Genomic DNA, 24,893 nt, shown 5'->3' on the forward strand with positions numbered 1-24,893 from the left:
ATGTCGACTCCGCTTCGTACGCTCCGCCCGATCCTGCCGCTGCTGGCCGCGGCCACGCTCGCTGCCTGCGCCGGGACCGGCGCCCCGCGCGATCGTGTCCCCTCGCCGGTCGCGATCGATGCGCCCGCACCGACCGAGGTACCCGACGCGGCCCAGGCCGAGGCGTCGGAACAGCCGGCCGCACCCGATCAGGCCGCCGTCGTGGCGGCCTTCGACGATGCCGCGCGCATCGCCGGGGATGCCACGCCCGCGGATGGCACGCCAGTCGCCGGCGCGCCGACCCAGGCCGAACTCGACTACGCCGCCCTGTATGGCGAGCAGGTCTACGATCCGGTTGCCGACCCGACGCTGCCGGCCGCCGCGCAGATGCCACGCAGCTACGATCCGTGGGAACCGTTCAATCGCAAGATGTTCGCGTTCAACAGCGCGGTCGACCGCGGCGTCGCCAAGCCGCTGGCCAAGGCGTACGCGAAGATCGTGCCGCGGGCCGTGCGGCTGGGCGTGAGCAACTTCTTCAGCAACCTCGGCCAGCCGGTCACCGCGCTCAATGCGCTGCTGCAGGGGCGGCCGAAGGACGCAGGCCAGTCGCTGGGCCGGTTTGTGGTCAACAGCACGCTGGGCATCGGCGGCATTTTCGACCCGGCCACCGATGCGGAGATCCCGCATCGCGATGCCGATTTCGGCCAGACGCTGGGCGTGTGGGGCTGGCGCAACTCGCGCTATGTGGAGCTGCCGCTGTTCGGCCCACGCACCTTGCGCGACGGTTTCGGCATGGTCGGCGACGCGCCGCTATCGCCGCTGCGCCAGCTCAATGACGATACCTGGCGCTACGGCCTGCAGGGCTTGCAACTGGTCGACCTGCGCACGCGGTTGTTCGTCGTCGACAGCATGCGCGAGGGCGCGACCGACGAATACGCGCTGATCCGCGATGCCTGGATGCAGCGCCGCGCCTACCAGATCGAGTCGGTACGCCGCCATCGCAGCGACGACGACGACCTGCCGGATTACCTCTACGAGGACGACGCGATGCCGACCGTGCCGGTCGATGCAATCCCGGTCGTGCCCGGCATCTCCAACCCCTGAGTCACGGCGGGAGCTGCACGCGGCCCCGCCGTCGGTCGTCTGGGCCGGACCAACCCGCTCACCCCGCCAGCGCGGCCTCGACTGCCGCGCGCAGCCGCGGATCGTCAGCGGTCACGTCCGGCGCGAAGCGGTCGACGACGCGGCCGTGGCGATCGATCAGGAACTTCTCGAAATTCCACAGCACGCCCGGCGCCGGGTTGGGGGTCATGCCGTGGCCGCGCAGGCGTTCGCGCATCGGGCCGTCGCCGGTCGCCTCCGGCCGCGCCGCGGTCAGCGCGGCATACAGCGGATGCGCGTTGGGCCCGGTGACCGCGATCTTGGAGAACAACGGAAATCCCACGTCGTAGTGGAGCGTGCAGAACTGCTGGATCTCCGCGTCGCTGCCCGGCTCCTGGCCGGCGAAGTCGTTGGCCGGAAAGCCCAAGATCTCCAGGCCCGCCGCGTGCTTCTCGCGATACAGGGCTTCGAGTCCAGCGTACTGCGGCGTGAGCCCGCACTTGGAGGCCACGTTGACCACCAGCAGCGCTTTGCCGGCGTAGGCGCCGAGTGTCGTGGTCCCGCCGTCGATGGTCGTGAGCGGGATGTCGGTCAGTGCTGCGGTCATGGCGTGCGTCGGTAGGTGGGGCGCTCCGATCATGCCATCGCCGCGCGGGCATTGCCGCCGCGTTGCGTGGGCCGGTCAGTCCTGCGCGTCGACGCTGTCGTCGAGCGTATCGCCCAGCAGCGCCTGCGCGTCGGGGCCGGGCAGCGACTCGACGCCGCGCAGCTGGCGCTCGATCGCGCGCGTGCGCACGCCGGCGGCCTTGATGCTGTTCTGCACGGTGTCGAGCTGGCTGGTGGCCCGCTCGAGCACGGTCGCGAACTTGCCGAACTCGGTCTTGACCGCGCCCAGCACCTGCCACACCTCGCTCGAGCGTTTCTCGATCGCCAGCGTGCGAAAGCCCATCTGCAGGCTGTTGAGCAGCGCGGTGATCGTCGTCGGCCCGGCGACCACGATACGGTGCTCGCGCTGCAGCAGGTCGACCAGACCGGCGCGGCGTATGACCTCGGCGTAAAGCCCCTCGGTCGGCAGGAACATCACCGCGAAGTCGGTCGTGTGCGGCGGGCACACGTACTTGTCGCAGATTGATTTCGCCTGCACCCGGATCGCGCGTTCGAGCTGGGCGACCGCGGTCTTCACGGCCTCCGCGTCGCCTTGTTCCTGCGCATCGAGCAGGCGTTCGTAATCTTCGCGCGGGAACTTCGCATCGACCGGCAGCCACACGACGGCATCGGCGTCGCCGCGGCCCGGCAGGCGGATCGCAAAATCCACGATCTCCGCGCCGCCCGGCTTGACCCGCACGCCACGGCCGTACTGGTCCTGCGTCAGCGTCTGCTCGAGGATGTTGTCCAACTGCACCTCGCCCCAGCCGCCGCGATTCTTGACGTTGCTCAGCACGCGCTTGAGGTCGCCCACGCCGGTTGCCAGTTGTTGCATCTCGCCCAGTCCGCGCTGCACCTGCTCGAGCCGCTCGGACACCAGCTTGAACGACGCGCCCAGGCGCGCCTCGAGCGTGGTCTGCAGCTTCTCGTCGACCGTCGCGCGCATCTGCTCGAGCTTGGCGGTGTTGTCGGCCTGCAAGGCGCGCAGCTGCTGCTCAAGCGTGGCGCGCATCTCGCCGATGCGCTGCTCGTTGCGCTGGGTCAACTCGTTCAGGCGCGCGCCGAGCGCATCGGCGAACCGCTGCTGCTGGTCCGCGCCCTCGGTACGGGCCTTGCGCGCGTCCTCGCCCAGCGCGGCGCGCAACACGTCGAGGCGTTCGTCGGTGGTGCGGGTGAACGCATCGAGTCGCGCATCGGTGCGCACGGTGAACTCGTCCAAGCGCTGATCGGTGCGTGCGGCGACCGCCTGCAGCTGCGCGCCGAACGCGTCGATGCGCTGCGCCTGCGCCGCAGCGAAGCCATCGAGCTGCTGGCGCAACTCGGCCCGGCCCGCGCGCTGCTCCTCGCGCAGGGCCCGCTCCAGCGCGTCGCCGCCCGCGCCGGGCCGACGCAACAGCAACACCACGAGCAGGCCCGTCGCGACCGCGACGAGGACGAGGATCAAGGCAAGCAGGACGATATGCGGGTTCATCGGTGCCAAGTGTAGCCAGCCCGGTCTCATCCGGTGCGTCGCCGGCTGCCTTCGGGTAGGGTGCGCAAAGGTCGTCGGGGATGGCGCAGGGCATGGCACGCAGGCATCGAGACGTGGCACTGGGTGGGGTGTTGGCGGGGCTGCTCATGGCCTGCGCGGGCGCATACGCTGTGGACACCGCGGCCGAGCCGCGTGTGGAGACCGGCACGCTCGCGGGTGCGCCGTACCGGTTCGAGATTCCCCGCGACTGGAATGGCGAGTTGGTGCTGCTGCTGCATGGCTATGAGCCCCGCGGCGTCCCGCGCGCCGATCCCTGGCCGGCGAACGAGGCCACGCCGGTGTTCCTGGCCCGCGGTTACGCGGTCGCCGAGAGTGGCTATGCCGAGCAGGGCTGGGCGGTGGCCGCGGCCGTCGACGACAGCGAACGCCTGCGCGCACACCTCGCGACGCGCCATGCGCTGCGGCGCAGCTGGCTGGTCGGGTTCTCGATGGGTGGCCAGGCCGCGCTCGCGAGCCTGGAGCGCCATGGCGATCGCTACGATGGCGCATTGTCGTTGTGCGGCGCGAACGTGCCGGCCACACGCATGTTCGAGGACGCGCAGCGGGCGCTGGTCGCATTCGACGTCTTCTTTCCGGAAGCTGGCCTGCCCGGGCGCGGGCTGTCGGATCCAGCCGCGCCGCCGCTTGACGACCTGCCGAGCGACCAGATCGCGCTGATGCAGGCAATCGGCGCGGCGCTGGCGTCGGACACCGAGGCCGCGGCCGCGCTAGCGACGGCGCTGGAGGTGCCAACCGAAGGTCTGACCGGCACGCTCGGTCTGTACGCGCTGGTGTTGCGCGAGATGACGGCGCGCACCGGCGGGTTGCCGGTCGACAACCGCGACACGGTCTACGCCGGATTCGGCGACGATGCGGCCTTCAACGCCGCCGCGCCGCGCTATCGGGGCGACACCCGCGCGATGGCGCAGCTGGCCCGCGTGGCCGACCTGGACGGGCGCATCGAACGGCCGGTGGTGCTGCGCTACAACCAAGACGATCCGACGATCACCGCACGCCTGCAGGGCATCTATCCGGTGCTCGTCCAAGCCGCGGGCCGCAGCCGCAACCTGACGGTGCTGCCGCCGGCCGGCGAGGGCCATTGCGGGTTTTCGCCCGCGCAGATCGACGAAGCCTTCGATGCGCTGACGAGTACGGTGCGCTGATCGCAGGCTGCGGCCCGCTGCGGGCCGCATCGTGAATTCATGGGCTTGGGCTTCTTCGCGACCGATTACGGCGACGGCGTGCCTGCACGCGATTTCCGCTGGGGACATGGCGGTTCCGCCGATGGCATCTGCACCGATCTCCGCACCTACCCGAAGACGGGAGAAACGGTCATCGTGCTGGCCAACGTCGATGCACCGCACTGCTATGCAGTCGCAGGCGTTCTGCACGCGCAGTGGGCGGCATCGCGCGTCCCGGTCGCGGTCGATCCCTAGACCGGTCACTGCGCCGTGACAGCGATCGCGGAACTGCGGGCGGATGTCGCGTTCTGTCGCGACGCTGCGATCATAGCGCTCTCATCTCAGGTCCTCGACGATGCTCCGATTCCTGTTTGCGCCACTCCTGGCGATCGCCGCACTCGCGCCGCTGTCGGCGGTCGCGGCGACGACGGTCGTCTCGCCCGAGCCGCTGCCCGACGACAGCCGGCCGACGGTGTTTCTGGCTGGCAGCATCGAGATGGGCCGCGCCGGCGATTGGCAACAGCAGGTCCAGGCTGCGCTCGCCGATCTGGACGTGGTGCTGCTCAATCCGCGCCGTGCGGACTGGAACCCGGCCTGGCGGGTGGAGGCGGACGAGCCGGAGTTCCGGCGCCAGGTGGAATGGGAGCTCCAAGCGCTAGAGCGGGCGGATCTGGTGCTGATGTATTTCGCGCCGGGCACGCAGAGTCCGATCACGCTGCTGGAGTTCGGCCTGTACGCGCGCTCGGGCAAGCTGCTGCTGGCAGCGCCAGCGGGTTACTTCCGCAAGGGCAACCTGGACATCACCGCCGAGCGCTACAGCGTGCCGCGGGTGGAGACGCTGCCAGCGCTGATCGAGGCGGTGCGCGCCCGGCTGGCCGCCTCGCACTCGGCGCCGTAGCGCCGGGCGCTGGCCGCGTCAGCCCGCTGCGGGCACCGGCGCGTGCTCGGCGACGATGCCGGCGCGGCGGAGGTCGTCCCAGACGCCGTCGGGAATCGCCACCGACATCGAGGCGATGTTCTCCTGCACCTGCCGCGCGTTGCGTGCGCCGGGCACGATCGCCGAGACGACCTCGGGCGCATTGGCGAACTGCAAGGCCACGGTGCGCAGATCGACGCCATGTGCGCGCACGATCTCCTCCGCCTTCGCGCGCTTCTGCTGGGCATCGGCCGGCACCGGCTGCGACCCGTACAGATAACGGTCGCGCCCGGTCAGGAAGCCGGCCAGCAGCGGCGAGCCGACGATCACCGAGATATCCTTTTCGGCGAGCTTGGGGAAGGTGTCGTCGAGTGCACGCTGGTGGTCGAGCAGCGAGTACTGGCAGGCGAGCAGGAAGATATCCGGGTCGGCGACCTCGATCGCCCGCAGCGCCGGGTCGGGCGTGTTGACGCCCATGCCCCAGGCCTTGATCAGGCCTTCTTCGCGCATCTTCGTCAGCTCGACGAAGGCGCCGGTGCGGGCCTGCTCGAAGTACTCGGTCCAGCGCTCGCCCATGTCGCCGTTGTCGGGCGAGAGGTCGTGGATCAGCACGATGTCGATCGCGTCGATCCCCAGGCGCTGCAGGCTGTCCTCAATCGAACGGCGTGTGCCGGTCGCGCTGTAGTCGTAGCGGTAGTCGAACGGCGGCGGGTCCTTCCAGCCGACCTTCGGTGTGTCCTTGGTCGCGGTCAGCAGGCGGCCGACCTTGCTGGAGATGACGTACTCGGCGCGCGGCTTCTGTCCCAGCACGTGGCCGAAACGACGCTCGGAGCGGCCGAGGCCGTACCAGGGCGAGGTGTCGAACAGGCGCATGCCGCCGTCCCACGCGGCCTCCAGCGTGGCCTGTGCGTCGTCTTCGGTGACGACCGCCCAGTTGTTGCCGAGCGGCGCGCCGCCGAGTCCGACGCGCGCGCTCGGACGGTATCTGCGACCGCCTGCGGGATTGGTCGGCAGCGCAGCGGACCGGCGACGACCCTGGGTCGGCAGGACATCGCCGGGCGAGGTCTGCGCGCTGGCGACCAGCGGTGCGGCGGCGAGGGTGGCGGCGCCAAGCGCGGCGGCGGACAGAAAGCTGCGACGTGAATGCATGGGAGTCTCCGGCGACAGGGGATGGCGACCATCGCGTCCCGACCGTTCGGCCGCCCTGCATCGATGCCCGCGACTGCACACCGTGCCGGTCACGCCGACGAGGCGGCGTGAATCCGACCGGTACCGCGGCGGCCATGCGTGTCCCGCGCCGTGAACGGCCGCGTCGCCTGCGTATCATGCGTGCTCGATCCGCGGCGCTGACGACATGGGCTGGATGGGCATTTCCGATCTGCCGACCTTCGTGGTCGCGGTGCTCGTGTTCCTCGCGATTCCGGGGCCGGGGACATTCGCGCTGCTGACCGCGACTGCGCGCGGTGGTATGCGCGGGGGCTATGCGGCGTTCTTCGGTCTGGCGCTCGGCGACCAGGTGCTGCTGTGGTTGGCCGCCGGTGGCGTGGCCGCACTGCTCGCCGCCAACCCGATGCTGTTTCGCGGCGTGCAATGGCTCGGCGCCGTGTATCTGGTGTGGATCGGTGTGCAGCTGCTGCGCAGGCGCGGCGACGGCGCGGGCAGGGTCGCGATGGGGAACGGCCACTGGTTCGGCCAGGGCGTGCTGATCACGCTGCTCAATCCCAAAGCCGTGCTGTTCTACATGGCGTTCTTTCCGCTGTTCATCGATCCGGCGCAGCACCGCGGCGTGGCGACGTTCGCGGCGATGTCGGGGCTGATCGGCCTGCTCGGCCTGCTGTACTGCTCGCTGCTGATCCTCGCCGGCCATGCGCTGCGCGCGCACGTCGCCCGCGATCCGCGCATCACCCGCGGGTTGCGACGGATCGCCGGCGCGTGCCTGGTCGGCTTCGGCGTGCGGCTGGCGTTCAACTGACGCAGCCGCGTGGGCTGCGTCAGATGCGCTCAGTGCAGCGTGCGATCGAGCCAGTCGAGCACGCGCTGTTGCAGGTCGATCTCGTGCGCCTGTTCGTGGAACCAGTGCGGCCCGCGTGGATAGGTGACCAGCTCGACCGGCGTGCCGTTGAAGCGCAGTGCGCGATGGAACATCTGCGCCTGCGACAGCGGCACACGCGCATCGGCCTCGCCATGCAGGATCAGCACCGGCACCTGGATGTCGCGCGCATGGTGGACCGGCGACTGCGCGTCGTAGGTCGCGCGCGCTTGCAGCGGGTCGCCGAAGTAGCCGGGCAGGTAATCGGGCACGTCGTTGGTCAGCGCCGCGCTCGCCAGATCGAGCACGCCGGCGCCGACGATCGCGGTGCGGAAGCGGTCGCTGCGCGCGACTGCCCAGGCCGACAGATACCCGCCGTAGCTCCAGCCGCCGATCGCGACGCGGGCCGGATCGGCGATGCCGTCGCGCTCGAGCAGGTCGAGCCCGTCGAGCACGTCCTGCAACGGGCCGTCGCCCCAGTCGCCGCGGGCGAGTTCGGCGAAGGCGTTGCCGTGGCCTTCCGACCCGCGCGGATTGGGCAGCAGCACCGCGTAGCCGCGCGCGGCGAGCAGGTGCGCCCATTCGTGCCAGGAGCCTTGCCAGCCCGACCACCACGCCCACGCCGGTCCGCCGTGGATCTGCACCAGCGTCGGCAGCCGTGTCCTGCCATCCCAGTCGGGCGGGGTGACCAGCAGCGCGCTGATCGCACGGCCATCGCGCGAGGCCGGCCATTCGAGTTCGCGCACCCGGCCCAGCCGCCAGCCGGCGACCTGCGGATGATGGTCGCTGCGTTGCGCCAGTCGCGTGCCGTCGAACGTCCAGACATTGCCGGGGCTGTCGTCGCGCAGGCCGAGGTAGGCGACGCGGCCGTTGGCGGCGACGGTGAAGCTGCGATACGGAATCTGCGGCCGCGCGCGTTCGGTCGCGGCACCGGTCGCCGCGTCCAACTGCACGAATGCGCCGCGCATGCCACGCTGACCTTGCCCGAGCAGCGTTGCATCGTCCTGCCAGCGTGCGAGCCACAGCGTGCCCGACCAGTGTGCGCCGAGCGCGATGCGGGTATCGCGACCGAGGTCGTGCACGATCGGTGTGGCGACCATGCCATGCGTGCCCAGGCGCCCATACAGCAGCCGGCGGCCGTCGGGCGACCACTGCAGCGGATGCGCCGAGGCGTGCGGCTCCAGCGGCGCGCCGATGCGTCCGCTGGCGATATCGAGCAGCACCACCGCCGAGTCGTACCAGTAGTCGTTGAGCGTGGTGCCCGAGGACGTGCGCAGCGCCAGCGTGCGGCCGTCGGGGGACCACGCCAGGTCGTGGACCTGCAGGCCGACCGGCGTGAGCACACGCGCTGCGCCATCGGGCAGCGCACGCAGCCACACGCGCGAGAAACGCGTCGGGCGCTCGACGACGACGGCATCGTCCTTGGCCGCCAGGCGCGCGGCCTCATCGGGCGACGGCGGGTCGGTCTGCAGCCAGGCGAGTTGCGCGCCATCAAACGACAGGTCGAACGCAGTCACATCGGCGACCGATTCGGTCAGCGGCGTCGCCGCATCGCCGTCGGCGTCGACGCGCCAGACCTGGGTCGGTCCGGTGGCATCGGCGCCCGGCGGTCGACGATCGGACAGGAACAACAACTGCCGGCCGTCGCGCGACCAGCGCGGCTGGCGGTCCTGGGCCGCGTCCGGCACGGGCAGGGCGCGTGGCGCGGTGTCGCCGTCGAACGCCACGCGCCACAGCTGCGTGCGCGGCGCTGCGCCACCGGGCTGCGGCGTGCCGACGGTGTAGGCGATGCGACGCCCGTCGGGCGCGATCTGCGGATCGTCGACGGCCGCCAGCGCGGCGATGTCTTCGGGGGTCGGCAGGTGGCCGTGCGCAGTGGCGTGCGCGCACGCCACTGCGGGCAACAGCAGCAGGCCCAGAGCCAGGCGGCGGATCATGCGCCTGCTCCGATAGATGCCAGCCGCGCGCGCAGCCAGCCGGCGCCGCGCGCCAGTGCATCGCGGGCGATGTCGGACACCGACATCGCCTCCAGGAAGCTGTGCGGCGCGCCGGCATAGGCTTGCGTGTCGACCTCGACACCGCTCGCACGCAGGCGCGCCGCCATCGCCGCGTTCTGCGCGGCAAGCACGTCGCGTTCGCCCCACAGCAGCAGCGTCGGCGGCAGGGCGTGCAGTGCGGCATGCGCGGGCACGGCCAGGGGATCGCGGCAGCGGTCGGCCGCTGCGCCGAGGTAGGCGCGCCAGTAGTCGGCCATCTCGTCGGCGCTGAGCATGGCATCGGCGGCGCCGAGCGTTGCCGCCGAGTCGGCATCGATCGCGGTATCGAACGCGCCGTAGTGCAGCAGCAAGCCGGCCAGCCCGGTCTGCCCATCCAAGTCGCGCAACTGCAGCGCGGTGGCCAGTGCGAGGTTGGCGCCGGCCGAGTCGCCGCCGATCGCCAGCCGTGTGGCATCGAGGCTGAAGTCGTCGGCGCGCGCGCGCAACGCACGCACCGCGTCCACACATTGCCGCAGTGCGGTCGGATAGGGATGCTCGGGCGCGAGCGCATAATCGATGCCGACCACGACGATGCCCGCGCGCGCGGCGAGTTCGCGCATCAGCCGGTCGTGGGTGTCGAGGCTGAAGAGACACCAGCCGCCGCCGTGCACGTAGACCAGCGCCGGGGCCGGTTCGCTCGCGCCCGCCGGACGGTAGACGCGCAGGTCGAAGGCGCCCGCCGCGCTGTCGATGCGATGCATCGTGGTCTGCGCCATCGGCGGCCCGCCCGCGCGCCACGGCGTCCGCACGGTCTCGGCGATCGCACGCCGCTGCGGCCAGTCGAGCGTACGGCCGCCGGCCAGACGGGCGCCTTCGCTGCAGATCGCGGTCACGAAGCCGCGCAGCATCGGATCCAGCGCGTCGGGCGCTGCGCTCATGCGTCGCGGTCCGCGGCGAAGTCGCGCATCCAGTCCACCAGCGCGTGTTCGCCGCCGCGTGTGAGGCCGGCCAGCAGCTGCGCGAAGTCGTGCGGCGCCTCGTCCTGTCCGAGCTTGAACGTGGCGCGGGTGGCGACGATGTGGCCGCGGATCGCGGTGACCCCGCTCGCCAGGCGCGCGTAGCGTTCGCCCATCTCCTGCATCGACCACGCGTTCGGGCGGCCCGCTTCCATCGATGTCACCAGCGCATCGAGTTCGTCGGCGATGTCGGCTTCGCGGTCGCTGCAGGTGACCTCCAGCGTGAACGCAGCCGCGGCATAGTTCCAGCTCGGCGCCTGGGTGCGGTCGTCGAGCCAGCTCGGCGAAACGTAGGCGTGCGGGCCGATGACCAGCGCGTGGGCCAGCGGGTCGCGCCGCAGGCGCGCCACGTGCGGATTGCGCCGTGCCAGGTGCCCGCGCAGCGCGATCAGCTGGCCTTGGTCGTCGCATTCCACGCGCAGCGGCAGCGGCGTGAACGCAGCATCGTCGCCCCCGGCCGAGACCAACCAGGCAAAGGGTTGCACCTGGATCAGGCGCACGATGTCGCCGTCGTGGCGGGGCGCATAGCGGGTGTCGCGGGCATGACCCATCAGCGTGTGTCCTCATGGTTGGCCACCGATGTCGGTGGCCAGCGATCTTGCCAGGGGGCGGCTGCTTCCAGTTCGTAGGCCAGCGCCAGCAGCAGCGCCTCCTGGCCGCGGTCGGCGGCGAACTGCACCCCGATCGGCAGGCCGCTCGGGTCCTGCGCCAGCGGCAGCGAGATCGCGGGCGTGCCGGCGAGGTTCTGCAGCGGTGTGTAGGCGATCCATTCGAACATCGCGGGCCACAGCGCGGCGAAGTCGCGGTCGGGCGCCAGCGTGCCCAGCGTCGGCGGCGGTGTGCGCAGGGTCGGGCACAGCAGCACATCGTAATGGGCGTGGAAGCGCGAGAAGACATCGGGCAGCGCGGCCACCGTGGTCCAGGCGCGTTCGAGCTCGGCGACGCCGCAGTGCGTCTCGTGCCAGTGCGCCAGGCCCAAGGTCCACGGCTCGAGCGCACGCTCGGCGAACGCGGCGCCGCCCTGGGCGGTCGCCAGTTCGACCGCGTCCACGCCCAGGCGCGACCACAAGGTGTGCAGCGCCGCCCAGACCGCGTGACCGTCCAGCGGCCAGGTCACCGCCTCGACCGCATGGCCCAGCGATGCGCACAGCTGCGCGGCCGACTGCGTCGCTGCCGCGACCTCGGGGTCGGGCGCCAGACCCGGCAGCGATTCGAGCACCAGGCCGATGCGCAGCCGCCGCGGATCCTGCGCGGTCACCGGCAGTGGCCGGTCGGGATGCGCGGTGGCGAAGGCCCAGGCGGTGTCGCGGACGCTGCGCGACATCAGACTGTCGGCGACGATCAGATCTTCGATCGCATGGCGGCCGCGCACCGGCACGCAGGCGCCGCGTCCGGGCTTGAGCCCGACGACGCCGCAGGCCGAGGCCGGAATGCGGATCGAGCCCGCGCCGTCGCTGCCGTGCGCCAGCGGCACGATGCCGGCTGCGAGTGCGGCACCGGCCCCGCCGCTGGAGCCGCCGGGCGAATGCGCACGCGACCACGGGTTGCGCGTGACCGGGCCGAGCAGCGGTTCGGTCGAGCCCATCAGGCCGAACTCGGGCATCGCACTCTTGCCGATCGCCACCAGGCCCTCGGCGTCGAAGCGCTGCACGAACGGCGGTGCCTCGGTCGCCGGTTCGCTGCTGCGGCTGCGCGAACCACCGCGCGTGGGCATGCCCGGCACGCGCAGCGAATCCTTCGCCAGCCATGGCACGCCAGCCAGCGGCGCGGCCGGGTCCGGACCTGCGGCATCGAGTGCGCGGGCGCGTTGCCGCGCGGCGTCGAAAGCCTGGTAACTCAACGCGCCGAGCGCGGGATCGAGCAGTTGTGCGCGGACGATCGCCGCTTCGGTGAGTTCAAGCGCGGACACCGCGCCACTGCTGCGCAGCGCCGCCTGTGCGTGCGCGTCGAGCCGGCCCAGCGCCAGTGCATCGGCGCGTCCGGCCGGGGAATCGAATGACGTCATGGACTCGTGGATCTCCTCTCGCGCCGTCCCCGGCGTTGGCCGGCAAGGCCGGCGTGGTGAACTGCGGCGCGGCGTCAGTAACGCCAGTGCACCGTCACGCCGAACGTGCGCGGTCGCACCAGGCCCTGACCGATGCCGTTGACCTCGGACACGCTGCGGGTGATGCCGCGCACATCGCCGAGGTTGGAGCCGAACAACGTCAAGTCGGTGGTCCCGAAGGTCATGCGGTAGCGCAGGTCGACCGTGGTGTAGTTGCCCTGGGTGTGGCGGACCGCGCCGGGCACGGCCGATGCCAGGTCGCTGATGCCGCTGCCGACATACTGGTGGGCGAGCGTGAGCGTCGGTGCAAAGCGCGTGTCGAACTGGTAATTGAGCACGTTGCTGACCGTCCAGTCGGCGGAACCCGGCAGTTGCGCACCGGCCGGCGCGGTGCCGGCCCAGAGGATCTCCAGGTCCTCGTCCAGCCGCGCCTGCTGCCAGGTGGCGGCCAACTGCCAGTCGAAGCCGGCGACCGGTCGCCAGGTCGTCGCCAGTTCGATGCCGCGGCTGTAGGCCTGGCCGCCGTTGCTGGCGTAGTTGTAGAAGTCGGGCGTCTGCAGGCGCAGCTGGATGTCCTGCCAGTCGACGTAGAACAGCGTTGCATCGACCAGCCAGCGGCCGTCGGCGAAGCTGCTGCGTGCACCGAGCTCATAGTTGACCAGGCTGTCGCTGCGCGAGCCGGGCGGAATCGGGTAGGCGCTCAACCCGCCGGTATTGGGCTCGCCGAAGCGGAAGCCCTCCGACACCAGCGCATAGACCATCAGATCCTGCGACGGCGTCCAGGTCAGCGAGGCCTTCGGATTGAAGCCGTCTTCGTCGGTGCGCGCGCGGGTGACGATCGGGTCGCCCGGCCAGGTGGAGAAACCGACCTGGGTGCTGCGCGATTCGACCCGGGTGCGGAAGAAGCGGCCGCCGAGCGTGGCTTTCCACTGGTCGTTGAAGTGGAATGTGCCCTCGCCGAAGACCGCCAGTTCGGTACCGTCGAGATGGCTGTAGAAGGCGTTGAAGATCGCATCGTCCGGCGCGATGACCGCGCCGCTGCCCGGCCCGAACAGCGGCGAGCGGTCGAACGCGCCGGCCGCGCCCTGCGCGCCGAGCGCCTCATACGTGGCCTTGTCGGTCTGGAACACCATGCCGCCCACCAGCCATTCGAGCCGCTGGACGCCGGACGAGGCCAGTCGCAGTTCCAGGCTGCGGCCGGTGCTCTCGCCGCCGGAGGCGATGTACAGCGGCGTATCGAGATCGAGCCCGAGGTCGGCGTTGTAGGCGCCGCGGATCGGGGTGTAGTCGAACTGCCATTCCTGGCGCTTGTCCTGCTGGGCGAGCAGCGCGGTCAGGGTCGCAAAGCCCAGGTCCTGATCCAGCCGCAGGCTATGCACCGCGACCTTGGTGTCGGTGAACTCGGGAATCGCGGTGGTGCGCTCGAACTCGCCGAGTCCGGCGATGCGATAGCTGTTGTCGTCGGCATCGGTGTTCTGCCACAGGCTCAACCAACTCAGCGTGGTCGCCTGCGACGGCGTCAGCGTGACCGACAGGCGGCCGCCGGCGGTGCGGCTGTCGTTGCTGCCGGTCCGGCCCAGGCCGACGTTGTCGAGATAGCCCGGATCCTCGCGCAGCTGCGCGACGGCGCGCACTGCGAGCACGTCCTCGGCAATCGGCAGGTTGACCATCGCCTTGGCACCGAAGCCGACGTCGGCATTGCGGGTCTGGCTGGCGGTGAGCTCGGCGGCGGCGTCGAAGCCCGAGGCATCGGCAAGATTGGCGACGTAGTTGATCGCCCCGCCCATCGAGGCCGAACCGAACAAGGTGCCCTGCGGTCCGCGCAGCACTTCGACGCGATTGATGTCGAAGGCGTCGATGTCGGGGACGACGATCGTCCAGCCCGGCTCGGTCAGCGGCACCTCGTTGAGGAAGTAGCCGGTCGTGGTCTGCCCCTGCACATTGCCCGAACTGGTCGCGATGCCGCGCATGACCACGTGCGAGACGCCGGGCTGGTAGTTGTTGAACACCACGCCGGGCGTGCGCTGGATGTAGTCGGACAGCGACTGTGCGCCGAGGTCCTCGAGCTGCTGGCCGGTGACCGCCGAGACCGAGCCGGCGATCTCGCGTACCGATTCCTGGCGCTTGCCGGCGGTGACGACGATGGTGTCGAGCTCGGTGGTCGAGGGCGGCGCGTCGGCGGCGGCCGGGTCCTGCGCCAGCGCCAGGCCCGAGGCCGTCATCAGCGGAAGGCACAGGCAAGCCAGATGAAGCGCGCGGGCCAGACGTGAGACGGTAGGCGGCTGCATGGAAGTCCCCGGTTGGCGGTGGCTGGACACGGGTCCGTGTCATGGCGTCGCCGGGCGTCCCCTTCCCGGCGTGGTTGCGATGCGTTTCGAGTATTGGAAGACGCGCACAATCGCGTCCAGCAGATTCCACGGCCGACAATTTCTCGCTAACCGATTGATCCCAAAGACGGAATGCGCGTGCCCGCCGCATATGCCACGGAATCGGCGGCGCAATTTCGCAGGATCTGCGTTCCGCGCCCCGAAATTCGGTACGTTGTACCGTCCCTGCCCGCCAGGCCCGCCCGCTGGACCGCCATGACGACCCGTTCGCCCGACCGCACCGATCTGAGAATCCTCGACGTGCTGCAGCAGGACGCGCGCATCACCAACCAAGCGCTGGCCGAGCGCGTCGCGTTGTCGCCCAGCGCGTGTCTGGCGCGTGTGCGTGCACTGGAGCAACGCGGCCTGATCCGCAGCTACCGCGCCCAGGTCGCGGTCGACCGCATCCGCTCGGCGACCATCGTCATGGCGCAGGTCAGCTTCCGCCAGCACGCGCTCGAGGGCTTCACCGAGTTCGACCGGCGCATCCTGGCGATGCCGGAAATCGTCGAGGCCAGCCGCGTGTCCGGCCCTTACGACTACATGCTGCGGGTCATCGTCCGCGACGTGCACCACTGGAAGGACGTCGCCCGCGCGCTGCTCAGCGGCGACGACGGCGTGGAGAAGATCGTCTCGCACTTCCTGATGGATGAGGTCAAGGCCTTCGCCGGGTATCCCTTGACCGACGACGCGCCCGCACCGCGCTGAGCCATGCGCGGCGCGTGCCTCAATCCAGCCGCAGTGGCAGCTCGCGCGTGGCGGTGTTGCCGCTGGCATCGCGCACCACCGCGCGCAGCACGTAATCGCCGGCGGTCAGCGTCGCCGGGTCCCACAGCGCCGGTTCGAGGCGGCCGTCGCGCACGAGGTTGTTGACCGCGTAGCGGAAGCGCGTGCGCGAGGCGCCGTGCACGGTGATGCCGCTGTCGGCTGCGTAGGCCACGCGCACCGCCTCGCGGTGCGGCGGCATGCGATCGAAGTCGATCGTCATCACCGGGGTCTCGAAGCCGGGCAGGGGCGTGCCGTCGGCCGTCAGCAATTGCCAGCCCAGCGCGTGCAGGCCCAGGCGCCGGCGCGGCAGGTTGCCGTCGACCTGGTCCCAGGCCTCGACGACGATCTGCACGCCGCCGCCCGCGCGCGGCACGCGCAGCCGGCCGTCTTCGCGCGCGACGATCGGCTGGTCGCTGGCATCGAGCAGGGTGAGGTCGTCGATGCGCGGCGCGACGGTGTCGACGAAGTTGCGAAAGCGCAGCCCGATCGCGTTGCGCTGATAGCCGGACGGGCCGACCATCAGGTGCACGTGCGCCTGCGCGTTGATCGTGCCGATCGCATCGCCTGCGCGCAGCCGCGTGCCGCGCGCGATGCGCACGCGCGCGGTGCGCCCGTCGTCGCCCGCGATCAGCTGGAAGCGCGGATCGAGCGCGTCGCCGCGCGGCGTGCGGCCCACGCGCATGTGCATGTAGGTCAGCTCGTCGAGGACCAGGTGCTCGGCCTGGTCGCCGAACCCGGCGGCGGCGAACGGGCTGGCGACCTTGGCGTCGGCGATCACCAGCACCGGGCTGCCGACATCGCCACGCACGTCGAACCCGGCATGCAGGTGGTTGCGCGACTCGCCGCGGAAGTTGCCGCGCACCTCGCCGAGTGTGCCCACGACCTCGTGCCAGCCGTCCTGCGGTGCTAGTGGCCAGCGGCCGCGGGTGTCGGGCAGCGCGATGTCCGGCGCCGGGCCGACGGCGGCATTGGCGAGGTTCTGCTTGGCGCGTTGCGGACGGACCTGCACGATGCGGTGCACACGATGGGCGGCCGCGTCGGCGACCCACAGCCGGTTCCAGGCATCGAACGCGAGTCCGGCCGGTCGCGCCAGGCGCTGGGCCATGTCGCGGCCGGTCAACACATGCGCCTGGCCGTCGGGCGCGATCTGCAGCACCCGCCCGCGCGCGAGCTCGCCGAGATACAGGCGGCCTTGCGCGTCGATCGCGATCGAGACCGGCGCCGACGGGGCCGCATCGGGCTCGTTGCCGTGCAGGGCCTGCGCCGTGGTGGTGCCATCGGGCGCGATGCGGCGCAGCGCATGGTTGCCGGTATCGGCGACCCAGACGACCCCGTCGACATCGACCGCGACCCCACTGGGCGTATCGAAACGCGCCTGCGCGCCGGGGCCATCGGCGAGGCCCGGCCGGCCGTCGCCGGCCAGCGTGCGCACCTGACCGTGCTCGATCACGCGGATGCGGTCGTTGAACCCGTCGGCCACGAAGACCCGGCCGGCCGCATCGACCGCAACGCCGGTCGGCGCATGGAAGCGCGCTTGGCTCGCCGGACCGTCGGCGAAGCCGGCCTCGCCGGTGCCGGCAAGGGTCGTCACCGTGCCGTCGGGCGCAACTGCGCGGATGGCATGGTTGCCGGTGTCGGCGACCAGCAGCGTGCCGGCGGCGTCGATCGCCAGACCCGAGGGCGTGTGGAAGCGCGCCAGCGCGCCGCGACCGTCGGCGAAGCCCTCGGCCCCGCCGGCGAACGTATCGACACGGCCGTCGGCCGCGATGCGCCGGATGCGGTTGGACGCGCCGCCCTCGGCGACGAAGGCCGTGCCATCGGCGGCGGCGACGATGCCGTAGGGGTCGTCGAACCGCGCTTGTGCCCAATCGCCATCGACCGCGCCGCGGTGGCCGTCGCCGGCCGCCAGCTCGATGCGCGCCGGCAGGCCCGCAGGCGCCGGGCCGAGCGGTGGCGGTTCGCTGTGCCGATGCTCCCACCAGACACTGCCCACGAGCGCAGCAAGCGTCAGCGCCGCCACGCCCCACAGTGCCCGGCGCGCGCCGGGCCGCAGCCGCGCGGGCACCCTAGTCGAGCACGCGGCAGAACACCGCCTTCAGATAGCGCGATTCCTGCACGTGCGCCAGGAACGGGTGGTCGGGGCCCGCGCCGGCGACCTTGAGCACCTGGATCGTGCGGCCGGCGTAGAACGCCGCGCGCCGCAGCATGTCCAGGAACTGCTCCTCGCTGACCAGTCCCGTGCACGAGAACGTCGCCAGCAGGCCGCCCGGCTTCACCACGCCGAGCGCCAGCTTGTTCATGTCCAGATATTTCTTCAGCGCCGGAATCACCTGGTCGCGGTCGCGGGTCATCTTGGCCGGGTCGAGTACGACGACGTCGTAGGCGTCGCCCGCGTTCGCCGCATCGCGCAGCCACGGGAAGATGTCGGCCTGCACGAAGCGGATGCGCACATCGTTGAGGCGGGCATTGCCCTTGGCGATCTCGATCACGTCCTCGTCGATGTCGACGCCGACCACCTCGCTGGCGCCGCGCACGGCCGCGTACACGCCGAAGCCGCCGGTGTTGCAGCACAGATCGAGCATGCGCTTGCCTGCGACCTGGCGGCTGAGCCATTCGCGGTTCTCGCGCTGGTCGGCGAAGAAGCCGGTCTTGTGCGCACCGGCCGGGTCGGCGCGGAAGCGCACGCCGTGCTCGGTGATGATCGCAGGCTCGGCCGGCGTGCTGCCGCGGAAGTCGAAGCTTTCCTGCTTCTGCACATGCTCGTCGGCGAAGCTGTGGAAGCGGCAGCCGGGGAACTGCTCGCGCAGCGCCTCGAAGATCCAGTCGCGGTGGCGGAATGCACCGGCGCTGAAGAACTCGACCACCAGCAGGTCGCCATAGCGGTCGACGACCAGGCCGCTGATGCCGTCGCCTTCGCTGTGCACGACGCGCCAGGCGTCGGAGACCGCGTCGAGCCCGAGCACCTCGCGGCGCAGCGCGACCGCGTCGGCGATCTTGCGCGAGAACCAGCCCGCGTCGACCGGGACATCGGGGTGCGTTTCGAGGATGCGCACGGCGATGCGCGAATGGCCGTTGTAGAAGCCGCGGCCGATCCACTCGCCGTCGACGCCGACGACCTCGACGATGCTACCGGGCTTGGGCCGCTGCGCAGGCTTGTCGACCAGGCGCTGGAAGATCCAGGGATGACTCGAACGCCAGGCGTTCTTGAGGCGGACGACGGGGTTGGGCGTGTTGGTCATCGCGGCATTCTACGCGCTCGTCGCGCAGTGGCCCGCTCGTCGAAGGGCTGCGCGACTCAGCGGCGCAGCGCGTCGGCCGGCACCACCAGCTCGGTCGACAACGCCAGGTGGTCGGAGAACGCCGCCGGCAACGCCTGCATGTTCGTGCACTGCAGCGTGCGCGTGGCGAGGATGTGGTCGATCGCGCGCTGCGGTCGCCAGCTGGGGAAGGTGTGCACCTCGCAGGCTGGCGGCTGCAGGCCGGTGCCGCGGTAGAGCACGTCCATCTCCGGGCGGTCCCAGGTGCAGTTGAAGTCGCCCATCAGCACCGCATTGGGATAGTCCTGCAGCACTTCGGAGATGAAGGCCAGCTGCGAGCGACGGGACTGCGCACCCAGCGACAGGTGCGCGATCGCGACCACCAGGCCTTCGGTGCCTTCGCCGAACCGGCTCAGCAGCACGCCGCGTCCGCCGATCCGGCCAGGCAGGGCGTGGTTGATGACCTCGACCGGCTCGAGCCGGCTCAGCAGCCCGTTGGCGCTGGAAGCGACCGCGCCGACGCGGCGGTTGGGCTGGTGACTCCAGAAATCGAAGCCGCCGCGCTCGGCGAGGTAGTGGGTCTGGTTGGTGAAGCCCGAGCGCCAGCTGCCGGGGTCGGCCTCCTGCAGGCCGACGATGTCGTGGCGGCCGGCCAGTGCCGCGATCGCATCGAGCGCGGTGCGCTTGCCGGCCGGCAGTACGTGCGACCAACTGCGGGTCGCGTAGTCGCTGTAGCGGCGGGTACTCGAACCGGCCTGGATGTTGGCGCTGAGCAGCCGCAGGCGCTGCGGTGCGGGTTCGGACACTGGGGCGGGCGTGGGTTCGGGCTGCGGCATCGGCCCTAGCGTGCGGCACGCTCCGTTGCGATCAGGTGATCGGCGATGCGCAGCATGTCTTCGAGCGACTTGCGGCCGATGATGCGGTACTTGCCGGCCACGACCAGCGTCGGCGTGGAGTCGACGCCGCTGCGGGTCGCGAACTGGCGCGCCCGGCCGAGGTTCGCATTGACCGCAAAGCTCTGCATCGTGCTGCGGAAGCGCTGCGGGTCCACGCCCAGGCTGCCGTAGAACGCCACGATGCTGTCGGCATCGGCGTTCTGGCGCAGCTTGCGCTCGATGTGGATGGCGTTGAACGTCGCATCGTGGGTACGCGCCAGCGTGCCCATCGCCTCGGAGGCGAAGAATGCGCGCGGGAACTGGTCGTTCTGGTCGAACACGACCGGCACGGCGACGAACTTGACGTCGTCGGGCAGCTTGGCTTTCCAGGCGTTGACCAGCGGTTCGAACGCAGCGCAATGGCCGCACCAGTAGGCGAACACTTCGGCGACTTCGATCTTGCCGGCGGTCTGGGCGAACGGCTGGCCGTTGTCGATGACGACGTAGTCGGTGCCGGCGACCGGGGCCGGGCCCTCGGGTGCGACGATCGGATTGTGGGTGGCCGGTGCGGCCGCCTCGGCCTCGGTGCCCGCTTCGGCGGCCGGCGCCTGCGCTGCGTCGGGCGCGGCGGGCGCAGGTGCCTGCTCGCTCGCGGGGGCGCTGGCCGGCGCAGTCGGCGCGGCGTCGGGCGCGGCGGCCGGGTCGGGCTGCTGCCCGCAGGCGGCGATCAGGACGGGGGCGAGCAGCACCAGCAGGGAATGGCGGATCTTCATGGACGGTCTCTCGATGTGAGCGTTCGGTACGGGGCTCGGTCGCCGGCTCAGGGCCGGACGCGTTCCCGGGCGATGAGCTGGTCGGCGATCGTCAGCGCCTCCTCGAGAGTACGCGCCTGGACCCGGTAGCGGCCATTGATGATGAGCGTCGGCGTGCCCTGCAGGCCACTGCGCAGCGCGAAGGCCTGCGCCGCGTTCAGCCGCTCGTCGGTCTGTGCGCTGGTCATCGCGGTCTTGAACGCCGCCTGCGACGGCGCGCCGTGCGCGGCGTAGAACGCCGCCAGCGCATCGAGGCTCGCGCCGCTGCGCGGCAACTGACCAGTCTTGTGGACCGCGTCGAACACCGCGGCATGCGTGCGCTTGTCGATGCCCAGCGACTGCGCGGCGAAGAACGCCCGCGCGAACGGGTCGCCCGCGGTGAACACCGCCGGCAGATAGGTGAAGCGCACATCACGCGGCTGCCGGGCCAGCCACGCGTCGATCATCGGCTGGAAATGGAAGCAGTGGATGCAGCCATAGGAGAACACCTCGACCACCTCGACATGACCATCGAGCGGCTGCCACGGCGTGCCGCCCTCGATCACGGCGTAGTCGACGTTCTCCACGGGCGCGGGCGACTGCGCGGCGGCGGGCAGGGCGGCCGCCAGCGCGAACAGCGCGCAGGCCAGCCAACGGCACCAGGCAGGAACGGAACGGGAGACGGACATGGCGGCGTGGACTCCTGGAGCGGCGCGGCGCAGGCCGGCCGGGAACACGGGGATGGACACAGGGTGGGACGGACACACGAACGCCGGCGCGGGAAGCCCGGCCGGCGTTGCGGACGATACGGGATCGGGCAGGACCGTGCATGGCCCCACCCGGTGGCGCCACTCACTCGGTCGCGGGCGCCGGCTCGGCAGGCGCGTCGGCGGCCGGGGCCGCATCGGCGGCGCCGTCGCCCTGCTGGGCCTGCTCGGCGCTCTCGTCGGTCGGCGGGACCGGCTGCTCGGCCGGCGGCGTGGCCGGTGCCGGCATCGCCGCGGCCTGGGCCTCGATCGCGGCCAGCATCTTCGGGTCGGGACGCGTGTGCAGGCCCTGCATGTAGCTGGCCAGCGCCTCGATCTCCTGGTCGGTCAGCGGCTTGGCGACGGTGGCCATGATGTCGAACAGGTGGCGGTCGGCCTCCTGAGTCTCGCCGGCGCGGTAGGCCTGCAGGCGCGCGGCGCTGTACCAGGCCTGCTGGCCGCCGACGTGCGGGTACGCCGGGCCGGGGTTGCCGGCGCCTGCCGGGCCGTGGCAGGCCATGCAGGCCGGGATGCCGCGCTTGGCGTCGCCGCTGCGGAACAGCGTCTGGCCGATCTCGTAGAACTTCATGCCGTCGTAGGGGCCGCCCTCGACGACCGCATCGTCGGCGATGCCCGCACCGCTCTTCTGCAGCGCGTAGTGCGCACCCAGGTCGCGCATGTCCTGCGCGCTGAGCATCGCCGCGAACGGCTGCATGATCGGGCTCATGCGCTCGCCGCTCTTGAACAGCGCCAGCTGCCGGGCGATGTAGCGCTCGCCCTGGCCGGCGATGCGCGGGTAGACCGTCGGCGCAGCCTCGGCGTTGCCGTCCACGCCGTGGCAGGCGGCGCAGGTGCCGGCCAGCTGGCCGCCCTTCTGCGCATCGCCCGGACGCGCCTTGGCCAGCGCGGCGACCGCGTTGACGTCGGGATGGCTGTCCAGATCGACGGCCTCCACTTCGGGGCATCGGGCAGCGGCGCCACGGTGGACTGGGCGAACGCGACCGCGCCGACCACGAGGGCGGCAAGGCCGGCGATAGCAAAGACGCGAGCGTGGCGCATGGCTGGGCTCCGAGAATTCTCGACGCTGCGGCCGGCGGAATGCGGCTCGCGAGGGTTGAAATTATGTGTGGCGGACCCGAAGCGGTCAAACCGCGACCGGACGCCGCAGGGGCGGTGTGCCAAGCTATGCCGATGTCCAATCCTTTCAACCGCGCCGCCTACTTGCTCGCCGCGCACGTTCCGCGCCAGCTTCCGCCCGACGACGGCTTCGAAGTCGCGTTCGCCGGCCGCTCCAATGCCGGCAAGTCCAGCGCGCTCAATGCGCTGTGCCGGCAGAACGCGCTGGCGCGCGTGTCCAAGACCCCGGGCCGCACGCAACAGCTGGTGTATTTCGAACTGCCGCCGCACGAGCGCCGGTTCCTGGTCGACCTGCCGGGCTACGGCTATGCCAAGGTGCCGCGCGAGCTGCAGGCCCACTGGCAGGCGTTCATCGCCGACTACTTCGCCAATCGCCAGGCGCTGCGCGGTCTGGTGGTGGTCATGGACATCCGCCACCCGCTCAAGGACTACGACCGGCAGATGATCGAGTTCGCGGTCCGCAACGGCACGCCGGCGCATGCATTGCTGACCAAGGCCGATAAGCTCGGCCGCGGCGCGGCCGGCAACACCTTGCAGGCGGTGCGCCGCGAACTGCAGGCCCAGCACGGCGAGCAGGTCAGCGTGCAGACGTTCTCGTCGGAGTCCAAGGCCGGCGTCGACGAGCTGCGCGCGGTGGTCGCGCGCTGGATGGAGATCGGCGCACCGGCTCCCGGCGCGGACTAGCCGGCGCGCTTTCGTACGGCGCGCACGGCCCAGCGCGCTACTACGGCGCGGTCGGACGTGCCACGCCGACCCGCGGCATCGCTTCGAGCTCGTCGATCACCTCGCGCGGCGCGCGCAGGCGGATCTGCACCGGGAACGATTCCTGCACCACGACGTCCTCGACGATGCCGCGCCGTTCCAGTGCCTGGACCCGCTCGAGCACCGGGTCGGGCGATTCGGCACTGCCGGCGATGGTGGCCGCTTCGAGCGGCGCGCGCTGGGTGGATGTCGGCGTGGCGCCGCAGGCGGTCAACAGCATCGGCAGCGCGAGGGCGGCAAGCAACGATTTCATGGCGTCTCCCTTGGGTCCTGGAAGGACCGCCACGGCGCCCGTGCCCGGGGCGCCATGGCGGTCGTCGGCCTGCATCGGCAACGCGCCGGTCAGGGGTTGGCGGAGATCCAGTTCTGCACCGTGTTCTGCACCGTGGCGGTGATCCGCGTCCCGCAGTTCTGGCTCGACGAGCCGGTCGTGTGCACACCGCGCACGACATAGCCGCTGTCGTAGATCCCGCTGCCGCTGTTGCCGCCGGCGGTGTCGATCGTATAGCAGAGCCGGAACGAGCCGCTGGTGTTCACCGTGCCCGAGTGCCGCCACATCGTGCCGAACGGCTTGTCGCCCGGGTAGCCGGTGATGGTGTGAGTGCCACCGCCGTAGGTGCCCCAGGCCGCGTAGCCGCCGTGCGGCGGCGCGCTGAGCACGATCAACGCATAGTCGTAGTTGGTGTTGGCGCCGTTGTGATACTCGGCCGTCGTCATGACCCGGCTCCAGGACGTCGTGCCCCAGGGCTGGTAGCTGCCGTTCTGCGCCACGGTGAAGTTGAGGCTGGAGTAGAAGCTGCCCGCGCCGTTGGACACGCAATGGCCGGCGGTAAGCACATGCTTGGGGCCAATCAGCGTGCCGGTGCAGCCGATGCCGATGCGGCCGATGTTGTAGAACGGTGCGACCGTGGTGTTGGTCACCTGCACACGGTTGTCGGCGCCGATGACGACCTTGGGCGAGACCGTCGGCAAGCCGTCGGCCCGGGGCAGCGAAGGCGGCATTCCCGGCGTTGCGGCAGGCGCGCGGCCCAACACCTCGAGAGCCTCGATCGCCTGCTCGAACAACGCGACGTCGCGCGGATCCATCGTCGCGACGTACTGATCGCCGTCGCGCGTGGCCATGATCGTGCTCAGACCCGCGGCCTTCTGCAGCAGGGTCGGAGGGCGGTTTGCGGCGGCGGTCTCGGGCTGGACGCCGGTCACCAGATCGTCGCCGTGGATGAACCGGGCCTTCTGGCCCAGCTTCTGGAACGTCAGGGGCTCGGCGCTCGCCACACCAGCGCTCAGTGCGCCCAGCGCGAGGGTCAATCCCAATGCGGTCACATGCTTCATCGCAGTACTCCTTGTGTCGATGGATGGTCCTAAGCGGGAATACGCCGGAAAGAACATGTCGCGAACACCCGGGCCGCCCGGCGGTGCGGTCCGGCATGCGTTCAATGGCGATGGCATCGATGCCGGGCGAGGCGCAGCTGCGCGGCAAACGCGAGGCATCGATACGGCAACGACCTTACGGGCACCTCCCTGTCCTGCGTCGCGACATGCGGCGACTGGCCTCCAGCCGATACAGCGTGCGATGGCGCGGTGCGGCAGACCGTCGCAGCGATCGCGAGCGGCCACTATGCGCACAAACCCCGGGACGCGGCTGTGATTGGGGTCACGGATGATTGGGCGCGCTTGCCCTTGCGCATATTCATCTGGACGTGAATGCGCCCGCGCCATGCGACAGGCCTTGTGCGGCGATGTCGGCGTGCGCCCAGCGTCGCCTGGGCGAGCGCTGCATCGGCGGAATTCTGC

Annotated in this window: 23 protein-coding genes; 7 read left to right on the forward strand and 16 right to left on the reverse strand. The window is 71.0% G+C overall.

The features are described from left to right. Complete coding sequence (locus BEN78_06995; GenBank protein ID ASR43167.1) at positions 1 to 1,083, forward strand: hypothetical protein; 1,083 nt, start codon at positions 1 to 3, stop codon at positions 1,081 to 1,083. Positions 1,084 to 1,141: 58 nt separating this feature from the next. On the opposite strand, the gene BEN78_07000 is transcribed toward BEN78_06995, so the two are convergent. Together BEN78_07000 and BEN78_07005 are read right to left on the reverse strand one after the other, a co-directional pair. After that, positions 1,142 to 1,687, reverse strand: a complete 546-nt coding sequence (locus BEN78_07000) for a glutathione peroxidase (protein ID ASR43168.1) — start codon at positions 1,685 to 1,687, stop codon at positions 1,142 to 1,144. A 75-nt stretch (positions 1,688 to 1,762) separates the two neighbouring features. Further along, positions 1,763 to 3,196 (reverse strand): recombinase RmuC, encoded by a 1,434-nt coding sequence (locus tag BEN78_07005; protein ASR44973.1) that lies wholly within the window; start codon positions 3,194 to 3,196, stop codon positions 1,763 to 1,765. 92 nt (positions 3,197 to 3,288) lie between these two features. On the opposite strand from BEN78_07005, the gene BEN78_07010 reads away from it, so the two are divergent. The 3 genes from BEN78_07010 (at position 3,289) to BEN78_07020 (ending at position 5,314) form a co-directional block, all read left to right on the forward strand. Further along, positions 3,289 to 4,398, forward strand: coding sequence for a hypothetical protein (locus BEN78_07010; protein ID ASR44974.1), 1,110 nt, complete (start codon positions 3,289 to 3,291; stop codon positions 4,396 to 4,398). 39 nt (positions 4,399 to 4,437) lie between these two features. Continuing rightward, positions 4,438 to 4,671, forward strand: coding sequence for a hypothetical protein (locus BEN78_07015; protein ASR43169.1), 234 nt, complete (start codon positions 4,438 to 4,440; stop codon positions 4,669 to 4,671). A gap of 100 nt (positions 4,672 to 4,771) precedes the next feature. Further along, positions 4,772 to 5,314 (forward strand): hypothetical protein, encoded by a 543-nt coding sequence (locus tag BEN78_07020; protein ASR43170.1) that lies wholly within the window; start codon positions 4,772 to 4,774, stop codon positions 5,312 to 5,314. 18 nt (positions 5,315 to 5,332) lie between these two features. Here the strand turns inward: BEN78_07020 and BEN78_07025 are convergent, their stop codons facing one another. Beyond that, on the reverse strand, positions 5,333 to 6,481 hold the full coding sequence (locus BEN78_07025; protein ID ASR43171.1) for an L-fucose dehydrogenase: 1,149 nt from the start codon (positions 6,479 to 6,481) through the stop codon (positions 5,333 to 5,335). Positions 6,482 to 6,686: 205 nt separating this feature from the next. On the opposite strand from BEN78_07025, the gene BEN78_07030 reads away from it, so the two are divergent. Beyond that, a complete protein-coding gene (locus BEN78_07030; GenBank protein ASR43172.1) occupies positions 6,687 to 7,304 on the forward strand; it encodes a lysine transporter LysE in 618 nt (205 codons plus the stop codon). A gap of 29 nt (positions 7,305 to 7,333) precedes the next feature. Here BEN78_07030 and BEN78_07035 read toward each other — a convergent pair whose 3' ends face one another. The 5 genes from BEN78_07035 to BEN78_07055 all read right to left on the reverse strand — a co-directional run bounded on the left by BEN78_07035 (position 7,334) and on the right by BEN78_07055 (position 14,619). Further along, complete coding sequence (locus tag BEN78_07035) at positions 7,334 to 9,298, reverse strand: peptidase S9, prolyl oligopeptidase activesite domain protein (protein ID ASR43173.1); 1,965 nt, start codon at positions 9,296 to 9,298, stop codon at positions 7,334 to 7,336. Beyond that, positions 9,295 to 10,275, reverse strand: coding sequence for a hypothetical protein (locus BEN78_07040; GenBank protein ASR43174.1), 981 nt, complete (start codon positions 10,273 to 10,275; stop codon positions 9,295 to 9,297). The genes BEN78_07035 and BEN78_07040 overlap by 4 nt, the downstream gene beginning before the upstream one ends. Further along, positions 10,272 to 10,904 carry a hypothetical protein gene (locus tag BEN78_07045; GenBank protein ASR43175.1) on the reverse strand — a complete coding sequence of 211 codons (633 nt, stop codon included), beginning with the start codon at positions 10,902 to 10,904 and terminating at the stop codon, positions 10,272 to 10,274. Before BEN78_07045 ends, BEN78_07040 begins: the two co-directional genes overlap by 4 nt. Then, entirely contained in the window at positions 10,904 to 12,313 is a 1,410-nt protein-coding gene (locus tag BEN78_07050) for a hypothetical protein (protein ID ASR44975.1), read from the reverse strand. The genes BEN78_07045 and BEN78_07050 overlap by 1 nt, the downstream gene beginning before the upstream one ends. A gap of 119 nt (positions 12,314 to 12,432) precedes the next feature. After that, on the reverse strand, positions 12,433 to 14,619 hold the full coding sequence (locus BEN78_07055; GenBank protein ASR43176.1) for a hypothetical protein: 2,187 nt from the start codon (positions 14,617 to 14,619) through the stop codon (positions 12,433 to 12,435). A gap of 360 nt (positions 14,620 to 14,979) precedes the next feature. On the opposite strand from BEN78_07055, the gene BEN78_07060 reads away from it, so the two are divergent. After that, a complete protein-coding gene (locus BEN78_07060) occupies positions 14,980 to 15,471 on the forward strand; it encodes a hypothetical protein (GenBank protein ASR43177.1) in 492 nt (163 codons plus the stop codon). 19 nt (positions 15,472 to 15,490) lie between these two features. Here BEN78_07060 and BEN78_07065 read toward each other — a convergent pair whose 3' ends face one another. The 6 genes from BEN78_07065 to BEN78_07090 all read right to left on the reverse strand — a co-directional run bounded on the left by BEN78_07065 (position 15,491) and on the right by BEN78_07090 (position 22,155). After that, on the reverse strand, positions 15,491 to 17,560 hold the full coding sequence (locus BEN78_07065; GenBank protein ASR44976.1) for a gluconolaconase: 2,070 nt from the start codon (positions 17,558 to 17,560) through the stop codon (positions 15,491 to 15,493). A gap of 37 nt (positions 17,561 to 17,597) precedes the next feature. Next, the gene (locus BEN78_07070; protein ID ASR43178.1) at positions 17,598 to 18,770 is read right to left on the reverse strand and encodes an oxidoreductase; all 1,173 of its coding nucleotides are present in this window, start codon (positions 18,768 to 18,770) and stop codon (positions 17,598 to 17,600) included. 56 nt (positions 18,771 to 18,826) lie between these two features. Further along, positions 18,827 to 19,594 (reverse strand): endonuclease, encoded by a 768-nt coding sequence (locus BEN78_07075; protein ID ASR43179.1) that lies wholly within the window; start codon positions 19,592 to 19,594, stop codon positions 18,827 to 18,829. Positions 19,595 to 19,629: 35 nt separating this feature from the next. Next, positions 19,630 to 20,436 (reverse strand): hypothetical protein, encoded by an 807-nt coding sequence (locus BEN78_07080; protein ID ASR43180.1) that lies wholly within the window; start codon positions 20,434 to 20,436, stop codon positions 19,630 to 19,632. 47 nt (positions 20,437 to 20,483) lie between these two features. Then, entirely contained in the window at positions 20,484 to 21,104 is a 621-nt protein-coding gene (locus tag BEN78_07085) for a hypothetical protein (GenBank protein ID ASR44977.1), read from the reverse strand. Positions 21,105 to 21,306: 202 nt separating this feature from the next. Beyond that, entirely contained in the window at positions 21,307 to 22,155 is an 849-nt protein-coding gene (locus BEN78_07090) for a hypothetical protein (protein ASR43181.1), read from the reverse strand. Positions 22,156 to 22,391: 236 nt separating this feature from the next. Here BEN78_07090 and BEN78_07095 point away from each other — a divergent pair, with 236 nt between their 5' ends. After that, a complete protein-coding gene (locus tag BEN78_07095; protein ID ASR43182.1) occupies positions 22,392 to 23,021 on the forward strand; it encodes a YihA family ribosome biogenesis GTP-binding protein in 630 nt (209 codons plus the stop codon). Positions 23,022 to 23,061: 40 nt separating this feature from the next. Here BEN78_07095 and BEN78_07100 read toward each other — a convergent pair whose 3' ends face one another. Together BEN78_07100 and BEN78_07105 are read right to left on the reverse strand one after the other, a co-directional pair. After that, entirely contained in the window at positions 23,062 to 23,352 is a 291-nt protein-coding gene (locus BEN78_07100; GenBank protein ASR43183.1) for a hypothetical protein, read from the reverse strand. Positions 23,353 to 23,441: 89 nt separating this feature from the next. Then, positions 23,442 to 24,431 carry a glutamyl endopeptidase gene (locus tag BEN78_07105; protein ID ASR43184.1) on the reverse strand — a complete coding sequence of 330 codons (990 nt, stop codon included), beginning with the start codon at positions 24,429 to 24,431 and terminating at the stop codon, positions 23,442 to 23,444. Between the last annotated feature and the right edge of the window lie 462 nt (positions 24,432 to 24,893).

The organism is Xanthomonas citri pv. mangiferaeindicae (genome assembly GCA_002240395.1).
Classification (GTDB): Bacteria; Pseudomonadota; Gammaproteobacteria; order Xanthomonadales; family Xanthomonadaceae; genus Luteimonas; species Luteimonas citri_A.

Excerpts from the sequence above, each read along its gene's own strand:
- BEN78_06995 (ASR43167.1), top strand. The coding sequence starts at position 1 with ATGTCGACTCCGCTTCGTACGCTCCGCCCGATCCTGCCGCTGCTGGCC.
- BEN78_07000 (ASR43168.1), bottom strand. The coding sequence starts at position 1,687 with ATGACCGCAGCACTGACCGACATCCCGCTCACGACCATCGACGGCGGG.
- BEN78_07005 (ASR44973.1), bottom strand. The coding sequence starts at position 3,196 with ATGAACCCGCATATCGTCCTGCTTGCCTTGATCCTCGTCCTCGTCGCG.
- BEN78_07010 (ASR44974.1), top strand. The coding sequence starts at position 3,289 with ATGGCACGCAGGCATCGAGACGTGGCACTGGGTGGGGTGTTGGCGGGG.
- BEN78_07015 (ASR43169.1), top strand. The coding sequence starts at position 4,438 with ATGGGCTTGGGCTTCTTCGCGACCGATTACGGCGACGGCGTGCCTGCA.
- BEN78_07020 (ASR43170.1), top strand. The coding sequence starts at position 4,772 with ATGCTCCGATTCCTGTTTGCGCCACTCCTGGCGATCGCCGCACTCGCG.
- BEN78_07025 (ASR43171.1), bottom strand. The coding sequence starts at position 6,481 with ATGCATTCACGTCGCAGCTTTCTGTCCGCCGCCGCGCTTGGCGCCGCC.
- BEN78_07030 (ASR43172.1), top strand. The coding sequence starts at position 6,687 with ATGGGCTGGATGGGCATTTCCGATCTGCCGACCTTCGTGGTCGCGGTG.
- BEN78_07035 (ASR43173.1), bottom strand. The coding sequence starts at position 9,298 with ATGATCCGCCGCCTGGCTCTGGGCCTGCTGCTGTTGCCCGCAGTGGCG.
- BEN78_07040 (ASR43174.1), bottom strand. The coding sequence starts at position 10,275 with ATGAGCGCAGCGCCCGACGCGCTGGATCCGATGCTGCGCGGCTTCGTG.
- BEN78_07045 (ASR43175.1), bottom strand. The coding sequence starts at position 10,904 with ATGGGTCATGCCCGCGACACCCGCTATGCGCCCCGCCACGACGGCGAC.
- BEN78_07055 (ASR43176.1), bottom strand. The coding sequence starts at position 14,619 with ATGACGGCCTCGGGCCTGGCGCTGGCGCAGGACCCGGCCGCCGCCGAC.
- BEN78_07060 (ASR43177.1), top strand. The coding sequence starts at position 14,980 with ATGACGACCCGTTCGCCCGACCGCACCGATCTGAGAATCCTCGACGTG.
- BEN78_07070 (ASR43178.1), bottom strand. The coding sequence starts at position 18,770 with ATGACCAACACGCCCAACCCCGTCGTCCGCCTCAAGAACGCCTGGCGT.
- BEN78_07080 (ASR43180.1), bottom strand. The coding sequence starts at position 20,436 with ATGAAGATCCGCCATTCCCTGCTGGTGCTGCTCGCCCCCGTCCTGATC.
- BEN78_07095 (ASR43182.1), top strand. The coding sequence starts at position 22,392 with ATGTCCAATCCTTTCAACCGCGCCGCCTACTTGCTCGCCGCGCACGTT.
- BEN78_07100 (ASR43183.1), bottom strand. The coding sequence starts at position 23,352 with ATGAAATCGTTGCTTGCCGCCCTCGCGCTGCCGATGCTGTTGACCGCC.
- BEN78_07105 (ASR43184.1), bottom strand. The coding sequence starts at position 24,431 with ATGAAGCATGTGACCGCATTGGGATTGACCCTCGCGCTGGGCGCACTG.